Annotated in this window: 13 protein-coding genes; 6 read left to right on the forward strand and 7 right to left on the reverse strand. The window is 72.2% G+C overall.

Features of this window, described 5'->3' with window-relative positions; genetic code table 11:
- The first annotated feature begins 44 nt into the window (after positions 1-44).
- The gene (locus GFD30_RS13250; RefSeq protein ID WP_153025678.1) at positions 45-2,498 is read left to right on the forward strand and encodes a DUF4153 domain-containing protein; all 2,454 of its coding nucleotides are present in this window, start codon (positions 45-47) and stop codon (positions 2,496-2,498) included.
- 110 nt (positions 2,499-2,608) lie between these two features.
- On the forward strand, positions 2,609-3,262 hold the full coding sequence (locus tag GFD30_RS13255; protein WP_153025679.1) for a sulfotransferase family protein: 654 nt from the start codon (positions 2,609-2,611) through the stop codon (positions 3,260-3,262).
- 4 nt (positions 3,263-3,266) lie between these two features.
- On the opposite strand, the gene GFD30_RS13260 is transcribed toward GFD30_RS13255, so the two are convergent.
- Genes GFD30_RS13260 through GFD30_RS13270 form a run of 3 tightly spaced genes read right to left on the reverse strand, consistent with a single transcriptional unit; the run spans position 3,267 to position 6,562 of the window.
- Positions 3,267-4,271, reverse strand: a complete 1,005-nt coding sequence (locus tag GFD30_RS13260; protein WP_227996205.1) for a uroporphyrinogen decarboxylase/cobalamine-independent methonine synthase family protein — start codon at positions 4,269-4,271, stop codon at positions 3,267-3,269.
- Positions 4,264-5,388: a tRNA 2-thiouridine(34) synthase MnmA gene (gene mnmA, locus GFD30_RS13265; RefSeq protein ID WP_153025705.1), complete on the reverse strand. Its 1,125-nt coding sequence runs from the start codon at positions 5,386-5,388 to the stop codon at positions 4,264-4,266. Before mnmA ends, GFD30_RS13260 begins: the two co-directional genes overlap by 8 nt.
- 16 nt (positions 5,389-5,404) lie before the next feature.
- Positions 5,405-6,562 carry a cysteine desulfurase family protein gene (locus tag GFD30_RS13270; protein ID WP_153025681.1) on the reverse strand — a complete coding sequence of 386 codons (1,158 nt, stop codon included), beginning with the start codon at positions 6,560-6,562 and terminating at the stop codon, positions 5,405-5,407.
- A 272-nt stretch (positions 6,563-6,834) separates the two neighbouring features.
- On the opposite strand from GFD30_RS13270, the gene GFD30_RS13275 reads away from it, so the two are divergent.
- Complete coding sequence (locus tag GFD30_RS13275) at positions 6,835-7,746, forward strand: hypothetical protein (protein ID WP_153025682.1); 912 nt, start codon at positions 6,835-6,837, stop codon at positions 7,744-7,746.
- Positions 7,747-7,815: 69 nt separating this feature from the next.
- Here GFD30_RS13275 and GFD30_RS13280 read toward each other — a convergent pair whose 3' ends face one another.
- Positions 7,816-8,427 (reverse strand): biotin transporter BioY, encoded by a 612-nt coding sequence (locus GFD30_RS13280; RefSeq protein WP_153025683.1) that lies wholly within the window; start codon positions 8,425-8,427, stop codon positions 7,816-7,818.
- Positions 8,428-8,718: 291 nt separating this feature from the next.
- Here GFD30_RS13280 and GFD30_RS13285 point away from each other — a divergent pair, with 291 nt between their 5' ends.
- Together GFD30_RS13285 and GFD30_RS13290 are read left to right on the forward strand one after the other, a co-directional pair.
- Positions 8,719-9,933 carry a cytochrome P450 gene (locus tag GFD30_RS13285; protein ID WP_322633222.1) on the forward strand — a complete coding sequence of 405 codons (1,215 nt, stop codon included), beginning with the start codon at positions 8,719-8,721 and terminating at the stop codon, positions 9,931-9,933.
- A gap of 8 nt (positions 9,934-9,941) precedes the next feature.
- The gene (locus GFD30_RS13290) at positions 9,942-10,139 is read left to right on the forward strand and encodes a ferredoxin (RefSeq protein WP_153025684.1); all 198 of its coding nucleotides are present in this window, start codon (positions 9,942-9,944) and stop codon (positions 10,137-10,139) included.
- Between the two features lie 185 nt (positions 10,140-10,324).
- On the opposite strand, the gene GFD30_RS13295 is transcribed toward GFD30_RS13290, so the two are convergent.
- Complete coding sequence (locus GFD30_RS13295) at positions 10,325-11,254, reverse strand: electron transfer flavoprotein subunit alpha/FixB family protein (protein ID WP_153025685.1); 930 nt, start codon at positions 11,252-11,254, stop codon at positions 10,325-10,327.
- 26 nt (positions 11,255-11,280) lie between these two features.
- Positions 11,281-12,051, reverse strand: a complete 771-nt coding sequence (locus GFD30_RS13300) for an electron transfer flavoprotein subunit beta/FixA family protein (RefSeq protein ID WP_153025686.1) — start codon at positions 12,049-12,051, stop codon at positions 11,281-11,283.
- 195 nt (positions 12,052-12,246) lie between these two features.
- Between GFD30_RS13300 and GFD30_RS13305 the strand changes: the two genes are divergently transcribed.
- The gene (locus tag GFD30_RS13305; RefSeq protein WP_153025687.1) at positions 12,247-12,570 is read left to right on the forward strand and encodes a PLD nuclease N-terminal domain-containing protein; all 324 of its coding nucleotides are present in this window, start codon (positions 12,247-12,249) and stop codon (positions 12,568-12,570) included.
- Here GFD30_RS13305 and clpX read toward each other — a convergent pair whose 3' ends face one another.
- A complete protein-coding gene (gene clpX / locus GFD30_RS13310; protein ID WP_153025688.1) occupies positions 12,571-13,866 on the reverse strand; it encodes an ATP-dependent Clp protease ATP-binding subunit ClpX in 1,296 nt (431 codons plus the stop codon). It abuts the gene before it with no gap.
- Between the last annotated feature and the right edge of the window lie 289 nt (positions 13,867-14,155).

The following is a 14,155-nucleotide window of genomic DNA, read 5'->3' on the forward strand; positions in this document are numbered from 1 at the left end:
CCGGGATATCCTCGCACTCCCTCCGATAGAAGGGGCTCAATCACATGAGCGAACCCGAGAACTCCCCCGCGCCTGGATCAGAGGCCGCCGACGGGCACGAGGCCCGAGGCGAGGCGCAGCCGGCCGAGACTCCCCCGGCGGAGTCGGCCGGAAACCGCGAGACGGCCGGGGACGCCCCGGCCGAGCACGCGACACCGCTCGACCCGGACCGGAGGCCGGACTCGTCCGGCCCGGACGAGCAGCCGGCGCAGGCGCCCCCGCATCACGAGGCGCAACCGCCGGTGCAGCGGGACGGGCACCCGACGCCGCCCGCCCCGGACCGGCACGCGCCCCCGCATCACCAGGCGCAGCCGCCGGTGCAGCAGGGCGTGCTCGTCACCGCGCCGCAGCATCCCTACGCCCAGCAGCGGCAGCACCAGTACTACCAGCAGATGGCCGCGCAGCGGCCGCGGACGGTCCTCCCCAACCCGCGCTGGCACCGGCCCGAGCTGAGCGCCACGCAGACCGCGATCCTCCTCGCCGGCGCCGTCGCGCTCTTCGGCGCCTGGTCGGCGTTCCCGAACGACGGTGTCGGGATCGGCATGTCGCTCTTCGGCATCGCCATGGTCGCGGTGCCGCTGGCCATGTCCGGAGAAGACGTGCGCTCCCGGCTCCCGGGCGCGGTCCTGGTCGCCGCGCTGTGGTCGGTGGCCGCGATCCGCGACGCAGGATGGGTCGTCGCCCTGTGCACGCTCGCCGCGTTCGTGCTGACGCCGCTGGCACTGGCCCCGCAGCACCGCATCGGCGGTACGCTCGTCGCGGTCTGCTTCGGCTGGCTCGAAGGGCTCGCCGAGTCCTTCAAGTGGGCCGGGCGCGGGCGCCGGTCCGCGGACGGCGCGAACCCGGGCACGGTGCGCATGGCATGGACCGCGGGCGTCACGGTCGTCCTGCTGCTGGTCTTCGGCGGCCTCTTCGCGGCCGCGGACTCGACGTTCGCCGACCTCGCGGCGCGGCTGCTCCCCGACCTCGACCCGGTCGAGGTGTTCCTGCGGCTCATGCTCGCGGTGATCCTGTTCGCGGTGGTCCTGGTGTGGACGTACGCGGCGGTCGTCAGGCCCCGCTGGGACGGCGAGGAGGAGCGCGGGCACCGCACGGTCTCGCGGTTCGAGCTCGCGGTCCCCCTGGGCGCCTTGAACCTCCTGTTCGCGGTGTTCATCGCCGTGCAGCTTCGGGTGTACTTCGGCGGCGAGGAGTACGTCATGAAGACGTCCGGGCTCACGTTCGCCGAATACGCGCGGCGCGGCTTCTGGGAGCTCAGCGCGGTCGCGGTGCTGGTGTTGGCGGTCATCGCGATCGCGGCGTGGCTCGCGCCCAAGCGTGCGAAGGCCGACAGGTGGACGGCCCGGGTGATGCTCGGGCTGCTCGCGCTCATGTCGATGGCGGTGGTCGCGTCGGCGGCGTACCGCATGTACACGTACACCGAGACGTTCGGGCTCACGCGTATGCGGGTCTGGATCTTCACCGTCGAGTTCTGGCTCGCGGTCCTGTTCGCGCTGGTCCTGGTCGGCTGCTGGAAGCTCCGGGCGAACTGGCTGCCGCGCGCGGTCCTGGCCTCCGGGGCCCTGACGCTCCTGGGCCTGGCCGCCGCGAATCCTGACGCGCTCATCGCCCGGTACAACATCGACCACGACCACAAGTTGGACCGGTACTACCTCCAGCAGCTCTCGGACGACGCCGTGCCCGAGTTCGCCGGGCTGGACGACGAGGACTACGCGTGCATGCTCGACGGCCGCTGGGACTCCGACGACCAGGACCTCATGTCGTGGAACCTCGGTTACCAGCGGGCCCGCGGGTTCCTCGACGACCACCCCGAGGGCGACTCCGAGTCGTGCCTCCAGCCGTCGTTCGACGCCTACGAGACCGAGCCGGACGAGTCGCGCGGCGGCGAGGACTGGGGCGACGAGGACAGGAGCGGGGAGAGCGGCGGGGAGAGCGCAGAGGCGTGGGTTCCCTCAGGGGACCTGGGCCCGTTCTGGCACTGGGACACCTGCGCGAGGTACGACCTCGGGCCGGTGACCGAGCTGTTCGGCACTTCGGCGTCGGGCGACCGCGGCGTGGTGTCCGACGACCCGTCGCAGTACGCCGAAGAACTCGACCCGGCGCTCGGCCAGGGGAACGCGGTCCTGCACTGCGGCTACTACGGCCCGGGGACCCGGTACCTGATGATCGAGACCTACGACTGGGGCACGCTCGATGCGGCGGTCGCCGGGGCCGCGTCGATGCGGGCCGCCGACGAGGCCGACGGGTTCTCCGCGGTCACGGACATCGCCGAGATCGACGCCGAGGCCACCGCCGGGTACGTCGCGGTGGTCGAGGGCGAGGTGTACCAGTACACGGAGGTCATGGAGAACCTCGTGGTCGTGGTGACGCTGAGCGACTCGGCCACCGATGCCTCCGCCCGGCCGATCTGCGACGACCTGGCCTCCCAGTCGTACGCGTTCTTCTCCGAACCGGCCTGATCCGGATCCCGGCGGCGCGACCGGTCGCGCCGCCGGGTTTCGAACACCCGTCCTGGACGGTTCGCGAGGTTCGCTTGCATCCGCGGCGTCTGTCCCCATAGGTTCGTCGCATGCTTCGAGTGATCGGCGCGGGACTCCCGCGCACCGGGACCATGACCCTCAAGAGCGCCTTGGAGACCCTCCTCGGCGAACCGTGCCACCACATGGCCGAGGTGTTCCAGCGGCTCGACCGCGACCCGGCCGCGTTCCTCGCGGCGGCCCGCGGCGAACCCACGGACTGGGACGCGGTCTTCGCGGGGTACGCGGCCGCCGTGGACTGGCCGGCGTCGGCGTTCCACGTCGAGCTCGCGGAGCGGTACCCCGGCGCGGTCGTGGTCCTCTCGCGGCGCGACAGCTTCGACACCTGGTGGAAGAGCTGCAACAACACGATCTTCACCGGCATGGACACCCGGAACGACGTCGCCACCCGGGAGTGGTCGGACATGATCGACGCCGTCTGGAGCAAGACGTTCGAAGGCGCCCCGCGCAGCGACCGGAACGCGGTCGAGGCGGCGTACCACCGCTACCACGAGCGGGTGCGGGAGGCGATCCCCGCGGAGCGGCTCGTCGAGTTCGAGACCGGCGCCGGCTGGGGGCCGATGTGCGACGCGCTCGGCCTGCCGGTCCCGCAGGAGCCGTTCCCGTACCTGAACACGACGAAGGAGTGGCAGGAGCGCGCCGCTGGCGACGTGCCGCCCGGCGGCATCGGGGCCGGCGGCCGGTAGGCGGTCAGCCGCGGAGGCGCTTGGCCGCCTCCCGGCTCGCCTCCATCGCGAAGCGGGCGTAGTCGGGACTCGCCCCGGCCATGCCGCAGGTCGTCGCGATGCTCACCTGGCGCGGCAGCTGCTCGGGCGCGAACCCGAGCCGGTTCCACAGTGCCCGGACGCGGTCCGCGGCGGACTTGTCGGCGCCGGGGTGCGGCTGCCCGAGGGCGGGCACGACGCCGGCGACGAGGCGGCCGCCGCGGTCGATGAACTCGCCGATGGCGTCCACGCGCGGCACGTCGTCGAGGTCGAGGATCGACAGGTCCAGCGAGACCGCCTGCGCGCCGGCCTCCTGGAGGAGCAGCACGGGCACGTCCGGGGCGCAGCAGTGCACGACGAGCGGTACGCCGACCGCGTCGGCGACCTCGCGGAGCCGGTCCCGCGCCACCTCGACCGGCACCCGCCGGTAGAAGTCGAGCCCGGACTCGGTGTTGACCCGGCCCGCCAGCGCGGCGGGCAGGTTCGGTTCGTCGAGCTGGATCGACAAGGCGGCCTTGGGCATCCGGGCCTGGGCGGCGGCGATGTAGGTGCGCAGGCCCTCGCCGAGGGACGCGGCGATGTCGGCGACCGCGCCGGGGTCGGCGAGCATCGCGCCGCCGGTGCGGCGCCACAGGTTCGCGGCGAGCGTGAAGGGGCCGACGGCGGTGAGGCGCACGGGCCCGGTCGCGTTCACGTCGAGGAGCGCGTCGAGGTCGCGTTCGAGGAAGTCGGCGGCGCGTCGGGCGTCGACGCCGGGCAGGTCGGCGATCTCCCAGCGGAAGGCCCACCACTGGACGGGCAGGTCGGCGAGGAGGCCGGCCCCGCGGCCGATCATGTCGGCGCCGAGCCCGCGGCCGGGCAGCTCGGGCAGGTAGGGCCATTCGGGGAGCTCCCCGAAGACGATGTTGACGGCTTCGCCGATGTCGTTCCCGGGCAGGGAGCCGACGCCGGTGGCGACGCCTGAGGGGAGGGCTTCAGCGGCGTCAGGCACGGGCGGCCGCAAGGGGTTCCGCCGCGCCGTCGGTCGCGCGGTCCGCGGTGTCGATGGTCCCGGAGGCGAGCACGGCGTCGCCCTGCCCGGCGTCGGGGTCGTAGACGACGAGGGCCTGCCCGGCGGCGACGCCGTAGGCGGGCTTGTGGAGGCGTGCGGTGAGGCCGCCGTCCTCGACGGCGACCGTGGCGGGGTAGACCTCGCCGTGGGCGCGGAGCTGGATCTCGGCGTCGAAGGCGCCGGTGCGCTCGGGGGCGAGCCAGACCGGCGCGCCGGTGCGGATGCGGTCGACGCGGAGCGCCTCGCGGGGGCCGACTTCGACGCGGTTGTCGACGGGCGTGATCGACAGGACGTAGCGGGGCCTGCCGTCGGCGGCGGGGCGCTTGAGGCCCAGGCCGTGGCGCTGGCCGACGGTGAACTGGTGGGAGCCGTCGTGGCTGCCGAGGACTTCACCGGTGGCGGAGTCGACGATGTCGCCGGTGGCGCTGCCGAGCCGGTTCTTGAGGAAGCCGGCGGTGTCGCCGTCGGCGATGAAGCAGATGTCGTGGCTGTCGGGCTTGCGGGCGACGGCGAGGCCGCGCTCCTCGGCTTCGATCCTGACCTGGTCCTTCGGTGTGTCGCCGAGGGGGAACATCGAGTGGGCGAGCTGCGCGGGGGTGAGCACGGCGAGGACGTAGGACTGGTCCTTGCCGGGGTCGACGGCGCGGCGCAGGAGGCCGTCCTCGCCTTTGCGGGCGTAGTGGCCGGTGGCGACGGCGTCGAAGCCGAGGGCCATGGCGCGGTCGAGGACGGCGGCGAACTTGATCTTCTCGTTGCAGCGCAGGCACGGGTTCGGGGTGCGCCCGTTCGCGTACTCGTCGTAGAAGTTCTCCACGACGTCCTCGTGGAAGCGCTCGGCCATGTCCCACACGTAGAAGGGGATGCCGATGACGTCGGCGGCGCGGCGCGCGTCGCGGGAGTCCTCGATGGTGCAGCAGCCGCGGGCCCCGGTCCGGTAGGTCTGGGGGTTCTTGGACAGCGCCAGGTGGACGCCGGTGACGTCGTGCCCGGCCTCGACGGCGCGGGCGGCGGCGACGGCCGAGTCGACTCCGCCGCTCATGGCGGCCAGTACTCGCATTCTCACGCCTCTCATGCTACGTAAGGCCGGCGGTCTTGGCGCGGCGGACGGCTTCGGGGATGGCGGCCACGAGGGCGTCGACGTCGGCTTTCGTGGTGGGCCAGCCGAGCGTGAACCGCAGGGAGGAGCGGGCGTCGTCGGGGTCGGCGCCCATGGCGAGCAGCACGTGGGAGGGCTGGGCGATCCCGGCCGAGCAGGCCGATCCTGTGGCGCATTCGACACCGGCGGCGTCGAGGAGCATGAGGAGGGCGTCGCCTTCGCAGCCGGGGAACGAGAGGTGCGCGTTGCCGGGGAGTCGGTGCTCGGGGTCGCCGTTGTAGACGGCGTCGGGGACGGCCCGGCGGACGCGGGCGACGAGGTCGTCGCGCAGGGCCGCGAGCCGCTTCGACTCGGTCTCCTGGGTGCGGACGGCGTGGGCCACGGCTTCGGCGAGCGCGGCGATGCCGGGCACGTCGAGGGTGCCGGAGCGGATCTCCCGCTCCTGCCCGCCGCCGTGCAGGAGCGGGACGGCGGTGACGTCGCGGCGCAGCAGGAGCGCGCCGGTGCCGGTGGGGCCGCCGAGTTTGTGGCCGGAGAGGGTGAGGGCGGCGGCGCCGGAGGCGGCGAAGTCGACCGGGACGTGGCCGACGGCCTGGACGGCGTCGGTGTGGACGGGGACGCCGTGGGATTCGGCGAGCGCGGCGATCTCGGCGACCGGCTGGAGGGTGCCGACCTCGTTGTTCGCCCACATGCAGGTGATGACGGTGATCTCGGCGGCGCGCTCGTCGAGGAGCGCGGCGACCTCGGCGGTGTCGACGCGGCCGATCTTGTCGACGCGCAGTTCGGTGACGTCGGCCTTCTCGTGGTCACCGAGCCAGGCGACGGCGTCGGCGACGGCGTGGTGCTCGATCGCGGTGGTGACGACGCGGTTGCGCCCCTCGGTGCGGCGGGCCCAGTGGACGCCCTTGACGGCGAGGTTGTCGGCCTCGGTGCCCGAGCCGGTGAAGATGACCTCGCCGGGTTTGGCGCCGAGGGCCTCCGCGACGCGTTCGCGGGCCTCTTCGACGGTGCGGCGGGCGGTGCGCCCGGAGCCGTGGAGGGAGGAGGCGTTCCCGAGGGACCGGGCGGTGCGCACGTAGACGTCGAGCGCTTGGGGGAGCATCGGCGTGGTGGCGGCGTGATCGAGGTAGGCCATGGCCTCTCCAGTCTACGTTCGATCCGCGGAATGCGGCCTTCGCCGTGGCCGACGCGTTGCGGGTCACGCCCTCCGGCGGCGGCGCCGGGTGTAGCGTGTTCCGGTCCGCGGGACGCGCTTCAGGCGGGCCGAGATGTCGGCCTCTGACGCGATGGTCGGCCCGCGATAGAATCTGACGAATCCTCCTACGTTTCCGGTATAGAGGAGTCGCCGCCCCGAGACCGGGTTGTGAAGCAGACCTCGCAAGCCGAGTCGAGAGAAAGTGTGTGCCGATGACGCCCGAGCTCGCCGAAGCGCTCCGCACAGGGCCGTTCCACACCGCCCTGCGGGTCGCCATCCAGGCCAGCGGGCTCGGCCTCGACCGCATCCGGCACCGCCTCGCCATGCGCGGGATCACGGTGTCGACGACGAGCCTGAGCTACTGGCAGTCCGGCCGTTCCCGTCCCGAGCGGGCCGAGTCCCTCGCGGCCGTCACCGCCCTCGAAGACCTGCTGGAGCTCCCCGCCGGGTCCCTGCGGGTGCTGCTCGGTCCGAAGCGGGCCCGCGGGCCCCGCTCGATCCGCGGCCAGCTCCCCCGCCCGGACGCGGTCCTCGGCGGCGACGCGGTCCGCGAGCTGTGCGACCAGGTGCCCGCCTCGCGCGAGCACACGCTCGACATCTTGAGCCAGCAGGTGGTCGTGCACGTCGACTCGCAGTGGCAGGAGTCGCTGTTCGAGCTGTCGATGCTGGTCCGGGCGAGGCGCGACGATGTGGACCGGTACATCCTGCTCTACCGCGGCGACACCGGCTGCGACATCGACGACATCGAGTTCAAACCGGTCCGCGACTGCACCGTCCCGAACGTGCTGCGCCACGCCGAGGCGCCGGTCGCGTTGGCGGAGATCGTGTTCGACACGCCGCTGCCGAAGGGCGCGACGCACCTGTTCGAGATCGTCGTGCAGGGCAACGGCGGCGTCTCCAGCGGGCACGGGAACGCGTTCCGGTACCCGGTGGACCAGTACTCGCTCCAGGTGCGGTTCTCGCCGGACGCGGTGCCGAAGCGGGTGTACCGCTTCGCGCAGTCGAGCCTCCAGCGGGAGAAGCGCGAGACCGGCGACCTGCAGCTGGGTCCGAACCGGACGGTGGCGCTGGCGGAGCCGGTGCCGAGGCCCGGCGCGCTGGGCATCGGCTGGGAGATCGGCTGAAGGACGTGCGAAAGGGCGCCTTCGGGGAACCGAAGGCGCCCTTGGCGTCTCGTTGCGCGGTCGGCGGGGCTAGTCCTCGTGGCGGAACCGCTTGACGGCCCACCAGGTGCCGGGGAGCAGCAGCGCGGCGAAGACGAGCTTGACGAAGTCGCCGGCGAGGAACGGGACCATGCCCGCTTCGAGGGCCTGGGAGGCGCTCATGTCGAGGGCGACCGCGAGGTAGGGCACGCCGAAGGCGTACATGATGACGTTGCCGACGACCATGAGGCCGACGGTCTTCACGATCGTGCGGTCGCCGCCGCGCTCGGCGAGGAAGCCGACCGCGACCGCGGCGGCGAGGAAGCCGATGATGTAGCCGAAGGTCGGCATGGCGTAGCCGGAGGTGCCCTCGGTGAACCAGGGGACGCCCGCGGCGCCGGCGGCGAGGTAGAGCGCCAGCGCCAGGCCCGCGCGCAGGGGGCCGAAGGCGGCGCCGACGAGGAGCACGGTGAACGTGGTGAGCACGAACGGGACCGGGCTGATCTGCGGGATGGTGAACGCGACCTGCGCGGAAGCCCCGACGGCACCGGCGCCGGCGAGTACGAGCACGGCGTCCCGGGCGATCGCGGCCGCCCGTGTCGAGGCGGGCAGGAGGTCGGCGAGTACGCGGGGCGCGGCGATCGTGGCGGCTGAGGCGACCATTGCGGATTCCTCCAACATCATCTGTAGGTTCTATATAACGAGAGGCTTCCGGAAGCCTAACGCACCGCTGTTACGACCGCGTGACGGCCCGGCGGGCCTGCGGCGGGAAGCGATCACCGCGGCTCGGCCGGTCTGCACCGGGCCGGGACCGCCGCCCGGCCGGCACCCCGGCCGCGCAGCGCGTGTCGGCTTCCCGACATGACGCGGTCGGTACGTTGTAGCGCCCCCGGACCGGCCTTACGCTGCGATGAGCGGTGGGTGCCCCTGTCCCCCAGCGTGCTTGGAGCCGCCGTGATCCCGCTTGAGACCGACTCCGAAGACCTGCCCGAGGGCATGCCGTACCTCAGGGAGACCCGCCACGACCCTCCGGCCGCGCTCCTCGCGCTCCAGGACCGGCCGCTGCGGCGCATGAAGTACTACCCGGACGGCGCCGAAGGCTGGCTCGTGACCGGCTACGCCGAGTCCCGCCGGATCCTGTCCGACCCCCGCTTCGTCACCGGCGAGCGCTTCGTCCGCTCGCCGACCGAGCTGCCGCACTTCTTCGTGTCCTCCTCCGAGCACGTGCCGCCCGGGTTCTTCTTCTTCACCGACCCGCCCGACCACACCCGCCTGCGGCGCAAGATCACCGGCGCCCTGACCCTCAAGCGCATGAAGGACCTCGGGCCGCGGATCACCGACATCGTCGACGACTCGATCGCGGCCCTGCGGGACGCCGGCAGCGGCGCCGACCTCATGCGCGAGTTCGGCCTGCCGGTGCCGTCGCTGGTCATCTGCGAGATGCTCGGCGTCCCGTACGCCGACCGCGACCGGTTCCAGCGGACCTCCAACGACATCTTCGACCAGGTGCTGCCCGTCGAGAGGCGCAGCGAGGCGGCGGCGGAGCTGTTCGCCTACGTCCGGGAGCTCGTCCCCGCCAAGCGGACCGACCCCGGCGCCGACATGCTCAGCGCCCTCGCCGCCGATGACGACCTCACCGACGACGAGGCCGCCGGCATCGGCATGATCCTGCTGCTGGGCGGCCACGAGACCACCGCGAACATGTTCGGGCTGGGCACGCTCGCGCTGCTCGAGCACCCCGACCAGCTCGCCCGGCTGCGCGCCGAACCCGAGCTGATGGAAGGGGCGGTCGAGGAGCTGCTGCGGTACCTGACCGTCGCCCACGCGGGCATGATGCGGATCGTGAAGGAGGACGCCGAGATCGACGGGCGGCTCCTGCGGGCGGGCGAGTACATCACCGTCGCACCGCACGCGGCCAACCGCGATCCGGCCCGCTTCGACCGGCCGAACGAGTTCGACGTCGGCCGGGACGCCCAGGGCCACATCGCCTTCGGGCACGGCGTGCACCAGTGCGTGGGCCAGCAGCTCGCTCGCGTGGAGATGCGCATCGGCTTCGCGAGGCTCCTCGCCGCGTTCCCGGGCCTGCGCCTGGCGGTGCCGCCGGAGGAGATCCCGCTGCGCACCGGCATGTTCATCTACGGCGTCGACTCGCTCCCCGTGGCCTGGTAGGTGGAGCGATGAGGATCGCCGCCGACCGGGAGCGGTGCGCCAGCGCGGGCATGTGCGCGCTGACCGCGCCGGGGGTCTTCGACCAGGACGACGAGGACGGCAGGGTGCTCGTGCTCAACGCCGAGCCAGAGGCCGGGGACGCGGAGGAAGCGGCCGACGCGGTCGGGCTGTGCCCCTCGGGCGCGCTGACCGTGACGGAGCCGTAGCCGCGGAGGCGGCCGGCCGCGGCCGCCGGCCGAGCCGCCGCCCGCTTTGAACGGTGCACGCCGCAGCGGCCCGGATTCGCCCGCGGGCGCGCAGCCGCGCTCGGCCGGCGGTGCGCCTCTGGTGCGGAACGACCTGCGGCCCGGTCCGCGCATCGAGCGGGGACCGGGCCGCGGGGCCTGTCGTCTTACTTGCGCTTCTCGATCTCTTCGAGGGCCTGCGGGAGCACCTGGAAGAGGTCGCCGACGACGCCGAAGTCGGCCATGCCGAAGATCGGGGCGTCGGCGTCCTTGTTGACGGCCACGATGACCCGCGAGGTCTGCATGCCCGCGCGGTGCTGGATCGCGCCCGAGATGCCCGCGGCGACGTAGAGCTGCGGGCTCACGGTCGTCCCGGTCTGGCCGACCTGGAACTTGTGCGGGTAGTAGCCGGCGTCGGTCGCGGCGCGCGAGGCGCCGACCGCGCCGCCGAGGGCGTCGGCCACGCGCTCGATGAGCGCGAAGTCCTCGGCCGAGCCGACGCCGCGGCCGCCGGAGACGACGATGCGGGCCTCGGACAGGGCGGGCCGGTCCCCGGCGGGCTCGTCGACCCGCTGGGCGACCTTGACGCGCTGGTCGGATTCGGCGACGGTGGCGTTCACGGTCTCGACCTCGGGCGAGGACGGGGCCGGGGCCGGCTCGGTGGCGCCGAGCTTGATCGTGGCGAGCGTGAAGCCCTTGGTGGCCTTGGCCGTCACGATCGTGGTGCCCGCGAAGGCGTCCTGGGTCGCGGTCCCGTCGGGCGCCAGGCCCGAGAGGTCGGTCATGAGCCCGTTGTCGAGCGCGACGGCCGTGCGGGCCGCGAGGGCCTTGCCCTCGTCGGTGCTCGGCAGCAGGAAGTAGTCCGGAGCGACCTTGCGCGCCAGGTCGGTCAGGACCGTCGCCTTCGGATCGACGAAGTAGTCGTCGATGCCGGGGGCCTCGACCCGGTAGACCTTGGCGGCGCCGTACTCGCCCGCGAGCGAGGCGGAGGCGTCGTCGAAGGCGACGGCGGAGACGTCGCCGAGCGTGCGCGCGAGCGTGAGCACCTCGGCGGCGTGTTTGCCGGAGTTCGGTACGTATACGAGGATGTCGGTCATGGCGGTCTCACGGTCCTTTCGGCGGCTCAGATGAACTTCTCGGCGGCGAGGAATTCGGCGAGGGCGGTCCCGCCCTGGCCTTCGTCGGTGACGATCTGACCGGCGGTCCGCTCGGGCCGCGCGGCGGCGCCGACGACCTCGTTCGCGGCGGCGGCCTGGCCGGCGGCCTCGATGCCGAGGTCGGAGAGCTGAAGCGACTCGACCGGCTTGCGCTTGGCGGCCATGATGCCCTTGAGCGACGGGTAGCGCGGCGTGTTGATGGTGTCCCAGACCGAGACGATCGCGGGCAGGTTCGCGGTGAGCACGTCGTATCCGTTGGCGCGCTGGTGCTCCACGGTGACGGAGGTGCCGTCGGTGTCGATCTTGCGGGCGCCGGTCAGGGCCGGGGCCCCGGTGCGGGCGGCCAGGAGCTGCGGCATGACGCCCATGTTCGAGTCGGTGGACTCGGCGCCGGCGATGACGAGATCCCATTCCAGGCGGCCGAGCGCGGCGGCCAGGATCGCGGAGGTGGTCAGCGCGTCCGAGCCGGCGACCGCGTCGTCCTCGATGTGGACGGCCTTGTCGGCGCCCATGGCGAGGGTCTTGCGGATGGTCTCGGTGGCCTGGCCGGGGCCGAGCGTCAGGACGGTCACCTCGCCGCCGTGGGCCTCTTTGAGCTGGAGCGCGGCTTCGACGGCGTATTCGTCGAGCTCGCCCATGACGTTGTTGGCGCCGTTGCGGTCGACCCGCAACTGGGCGTCCAGTTGTCTCGCGAGTCCCGAGTCGGGTACCTGCTTGACCAGAACCACGATGTTCATAGACAACCTCCGAGGTCGTTCCTGTCTCGCCGAACTTGCGGCCCGCGAACTTCGCCGAGCCTGTACTGGGCCTTGCACCGGCCCTGAGCCTAGGGCCGACTATATCCTACGAAGTTACTATCGAGTAACACCACGGAGGGCGCAACACCCCGAGCCGTTGTTGTACCGGCGGCCCCGGGCAGGCATGATTGGGACATGATCCGCGCGTTCGTCTTCCTCTTCTTGGCGCACCTGGCGCTGGTCATCGCCGCGCTCGCCGACTGCCTTGGGGGCGAGCACCATCCCCGGAGGCTCACGCGGGCCTGGTGGGTGGTCATCATTCTGTTCGTGCCGGTCGCCGGAGGCGTGCTCTGGTTCTCGGCGGGCCGGGCCCGGCCGCCGCGGCCGAGGCCAGGCACGGGACGCTCGGGCAGCACCGGCGGACCGAGGAGCCCCAAGGGACCGGTGGCGCCCGACGACGACCCCGACTTCCTCCGCGACATCGACCGCCGCCTCCGCGACGAGAACAAAGAGGACTGACTAGGCCGACTTCTCGCGGCGGGGCCGCACGGCCCGCCGCGGCGTGGCCTTCGTGCGCGGCACGAGCGTCGGATTCACATTGCGGCGCACCACGTCGGCGGTGATCTCGACCCTCGCGACCTCGTCGGCCCGCGAGGGGATCTCGTACATGACGGGCTGGAGGACCTCCTCCATGATCGCCCGCAGGCCCCGCGCGCCGGTGCCGCGCAGCAGCGCGGACTCGACGATCGGCTCCAGCGCGTCGTCGGCGAACACGAGCTCCACCCCGTCGAGCTCGAGGAGGCGCTGGTACTGCTTGACCAGGGCGTTCCGCGGCTCGGTCAGGATGCGCAGCAGCGCGGCCTTGTCGAGGTGGTCGACGGTGGTGAGGATCGGCAGGCGCCCGACCATCTCGGGGATGAGCCCGTACTTGAGCAGGTCGTCGGGCATGACCTGGGAGACGATCGCGTCGCCCTCGTCGTCGGCGGCGTGCAGCGGGGCGGTGAAGCCCACGGTGCGCTTGCCGATGCGGTTCTTGATGATCTCCTCGATCCCGGCGAACGCGCCGCCGCAGATGAAGAGGATGTTCGTGGTGTCGATCTGGATGTGCTCCTGGTGCGGGTGTTTGCGCCCGCCCTGCGGGGGCACCGAGGAGACCGTGCCTTCGAGGATCTTCAGGAGCGCCTGCTGCACGCCTTCGCCGGAGACGTCGCGGGTGATCGAGGGGTTGTCGGCCTTGCGCCCGGCCTTGTCGATCTCGTCGATGTAGATGATGCCGGTCTCGGCGCGCTTGACGTCGAAGTCGGCGGCCTGGATGAGCTTGAGGAGGATGTTCTCCACGTCGTCGCCGACGTAGCCGGCCTCGGTGAGGGCCGTGGCGTCCGCGATCGCGAACGGGACGTCGAGCATCCTGGCGAGCGTCTGCGCGAGGTGGGTCTTGCCGGAGCCGGTCGGGCCGACCATGAGGATGTTCGACTTCTGCAGCTCGACGTGGTCGCCGCGGTTGGATCCCAGCTCGTCGAGCTGGACGCGCTTGTAGTGGTTGTAGACCGCCACCGCGAGCGAGCGCTTCGCGTGGTCCTGGCCGATCACCCACTGGTCGAGGAACTCGACGATCTCCTTGGGCTTGGGCAGGTCCTCCCAGGCCACCTCGGCGTCCTCGGCGAACTCCTCTTCGATGATCTCGTTGCAGAGGTCGATGCACTCGTCGCAGATGTACACGTTGTTCGGGCCGGCGATGAGCTTCCGGACCTGCCGCTGCGACTTCGAGCAGAACGAGCACTTCAAGATCTCGCTGTCACCCAGGCGTGGGGCCATCGCGGTAACTCCCTCCCTCGGCGGCGTGCGATCCGAAGTCCGCCGAGCGTGCGTGCTTGCTCCGTTGATTCAGGACGAACCGGTGTCTCGAACCCAGTATTTCGCATTTGCGGCCACCGCGCCAGGGCCGTCTCAGACCGTGATGGCAGGTCCGGTTCCGGGCGGCGGCGGTTCGCCAGCGCAACCGTATCGCGGACGTGCGACGTTTTTGGGGTGATCGAGGGGAGACCGGGGGTGCGGGAGTGGGGGGGGCCCGGCGGGGGCCCCCCCCACCCCGGGGGACGTCTGA

Origin of the sequence: Glycomyces albidus, assembly GCF_009451885.1 — a bacterium.
GTDB classification, from domain to species: domain Bacteria; phylum Actinomycetota; class Actinomycetes; order Mycobacteriales; family Micromonosporaceae; genus Glycomyces; species Glycomyces albidus.

Bases quoted from the DNA above. Each gene is read 5' to 3' on its own strand.
- GFD30_RS13290 (WP_153025684.1), top strand. From the start codon at position 9,942: ATGAGGATCGCCGCCGACCGGGAGCGGTGCGCCAGCGCGGGCATGTGC.
- GFD30_RS13305 (WP_153025687.1), top strand. From the start codon at position 12,247: ATGATCCGCGCGTTCGTCTTCCTCTTCTTGGCGCACCTGGCGCTGGTC.
- clpX (WP_153025688.1), bottom strand. From the start codon at position 13,866: ATGGCCCCACGCCTGGGTGACAGCGAGATCTTGAAGTGCTCGTTCTGC.
- GFD30_RS13250 (WP_153025678.1), top strand. From the start codon at position 45: ATGAGCGAACCCGAGAACTCCCCCGCGCCTGGATCAGAGGCCGCCGAC.
- GFD30_RS13280 (WP_153025683.1), bottom strand. From the start codon at position 8,427: ATGGTCGCCTCAGCCGCCACGATCGCCGCGCCCCGCGTACTCGCCGAC.
- GFD30_RS13255 (WP_153025679.1), top strand. From the start codon at position 2,609: ATGCTTCGAGTGATCGGCGCGGGACTCCCGCGCACCGGGACCATGACC.
- GFD30_RS13270 (WP_153025681.1), bottom strand. From the start codon at position 6,562: ATGGCCTACCTCGATCACGCCGCCACCACGCCGATGCTCCCCCAAGCG.
- GFD30_RS13295 (WP_153025685.1), bottom strand. From the start codon at position 11,254: ATGACCGACATCCTCGTATACGTACCGAACTCCGGCAAACACGCCGCC.
- GFD30_RS13275 (WP_153025682.1), top strand. From the start codon at position 6,835: ATGACGCCCGAGCTCGCCGAAGCGCTCCGCACAGGGCCGTTCCACACC.
- GFD30_RS13300 (WP_153025686.1), bottom strand. From the start codon at position 12,051: ATGAACATCGTGGTTCTGGTCAAGCAGGTACCCGACTCGGGACTCGCG.
- mnmA (WP_153025705.1), bottom strand. From the start codon at position 5,388: ATGCGAGTACTGGCCGCCATGAGCGGCGGAGTCGACTCGGCCGTCGCC.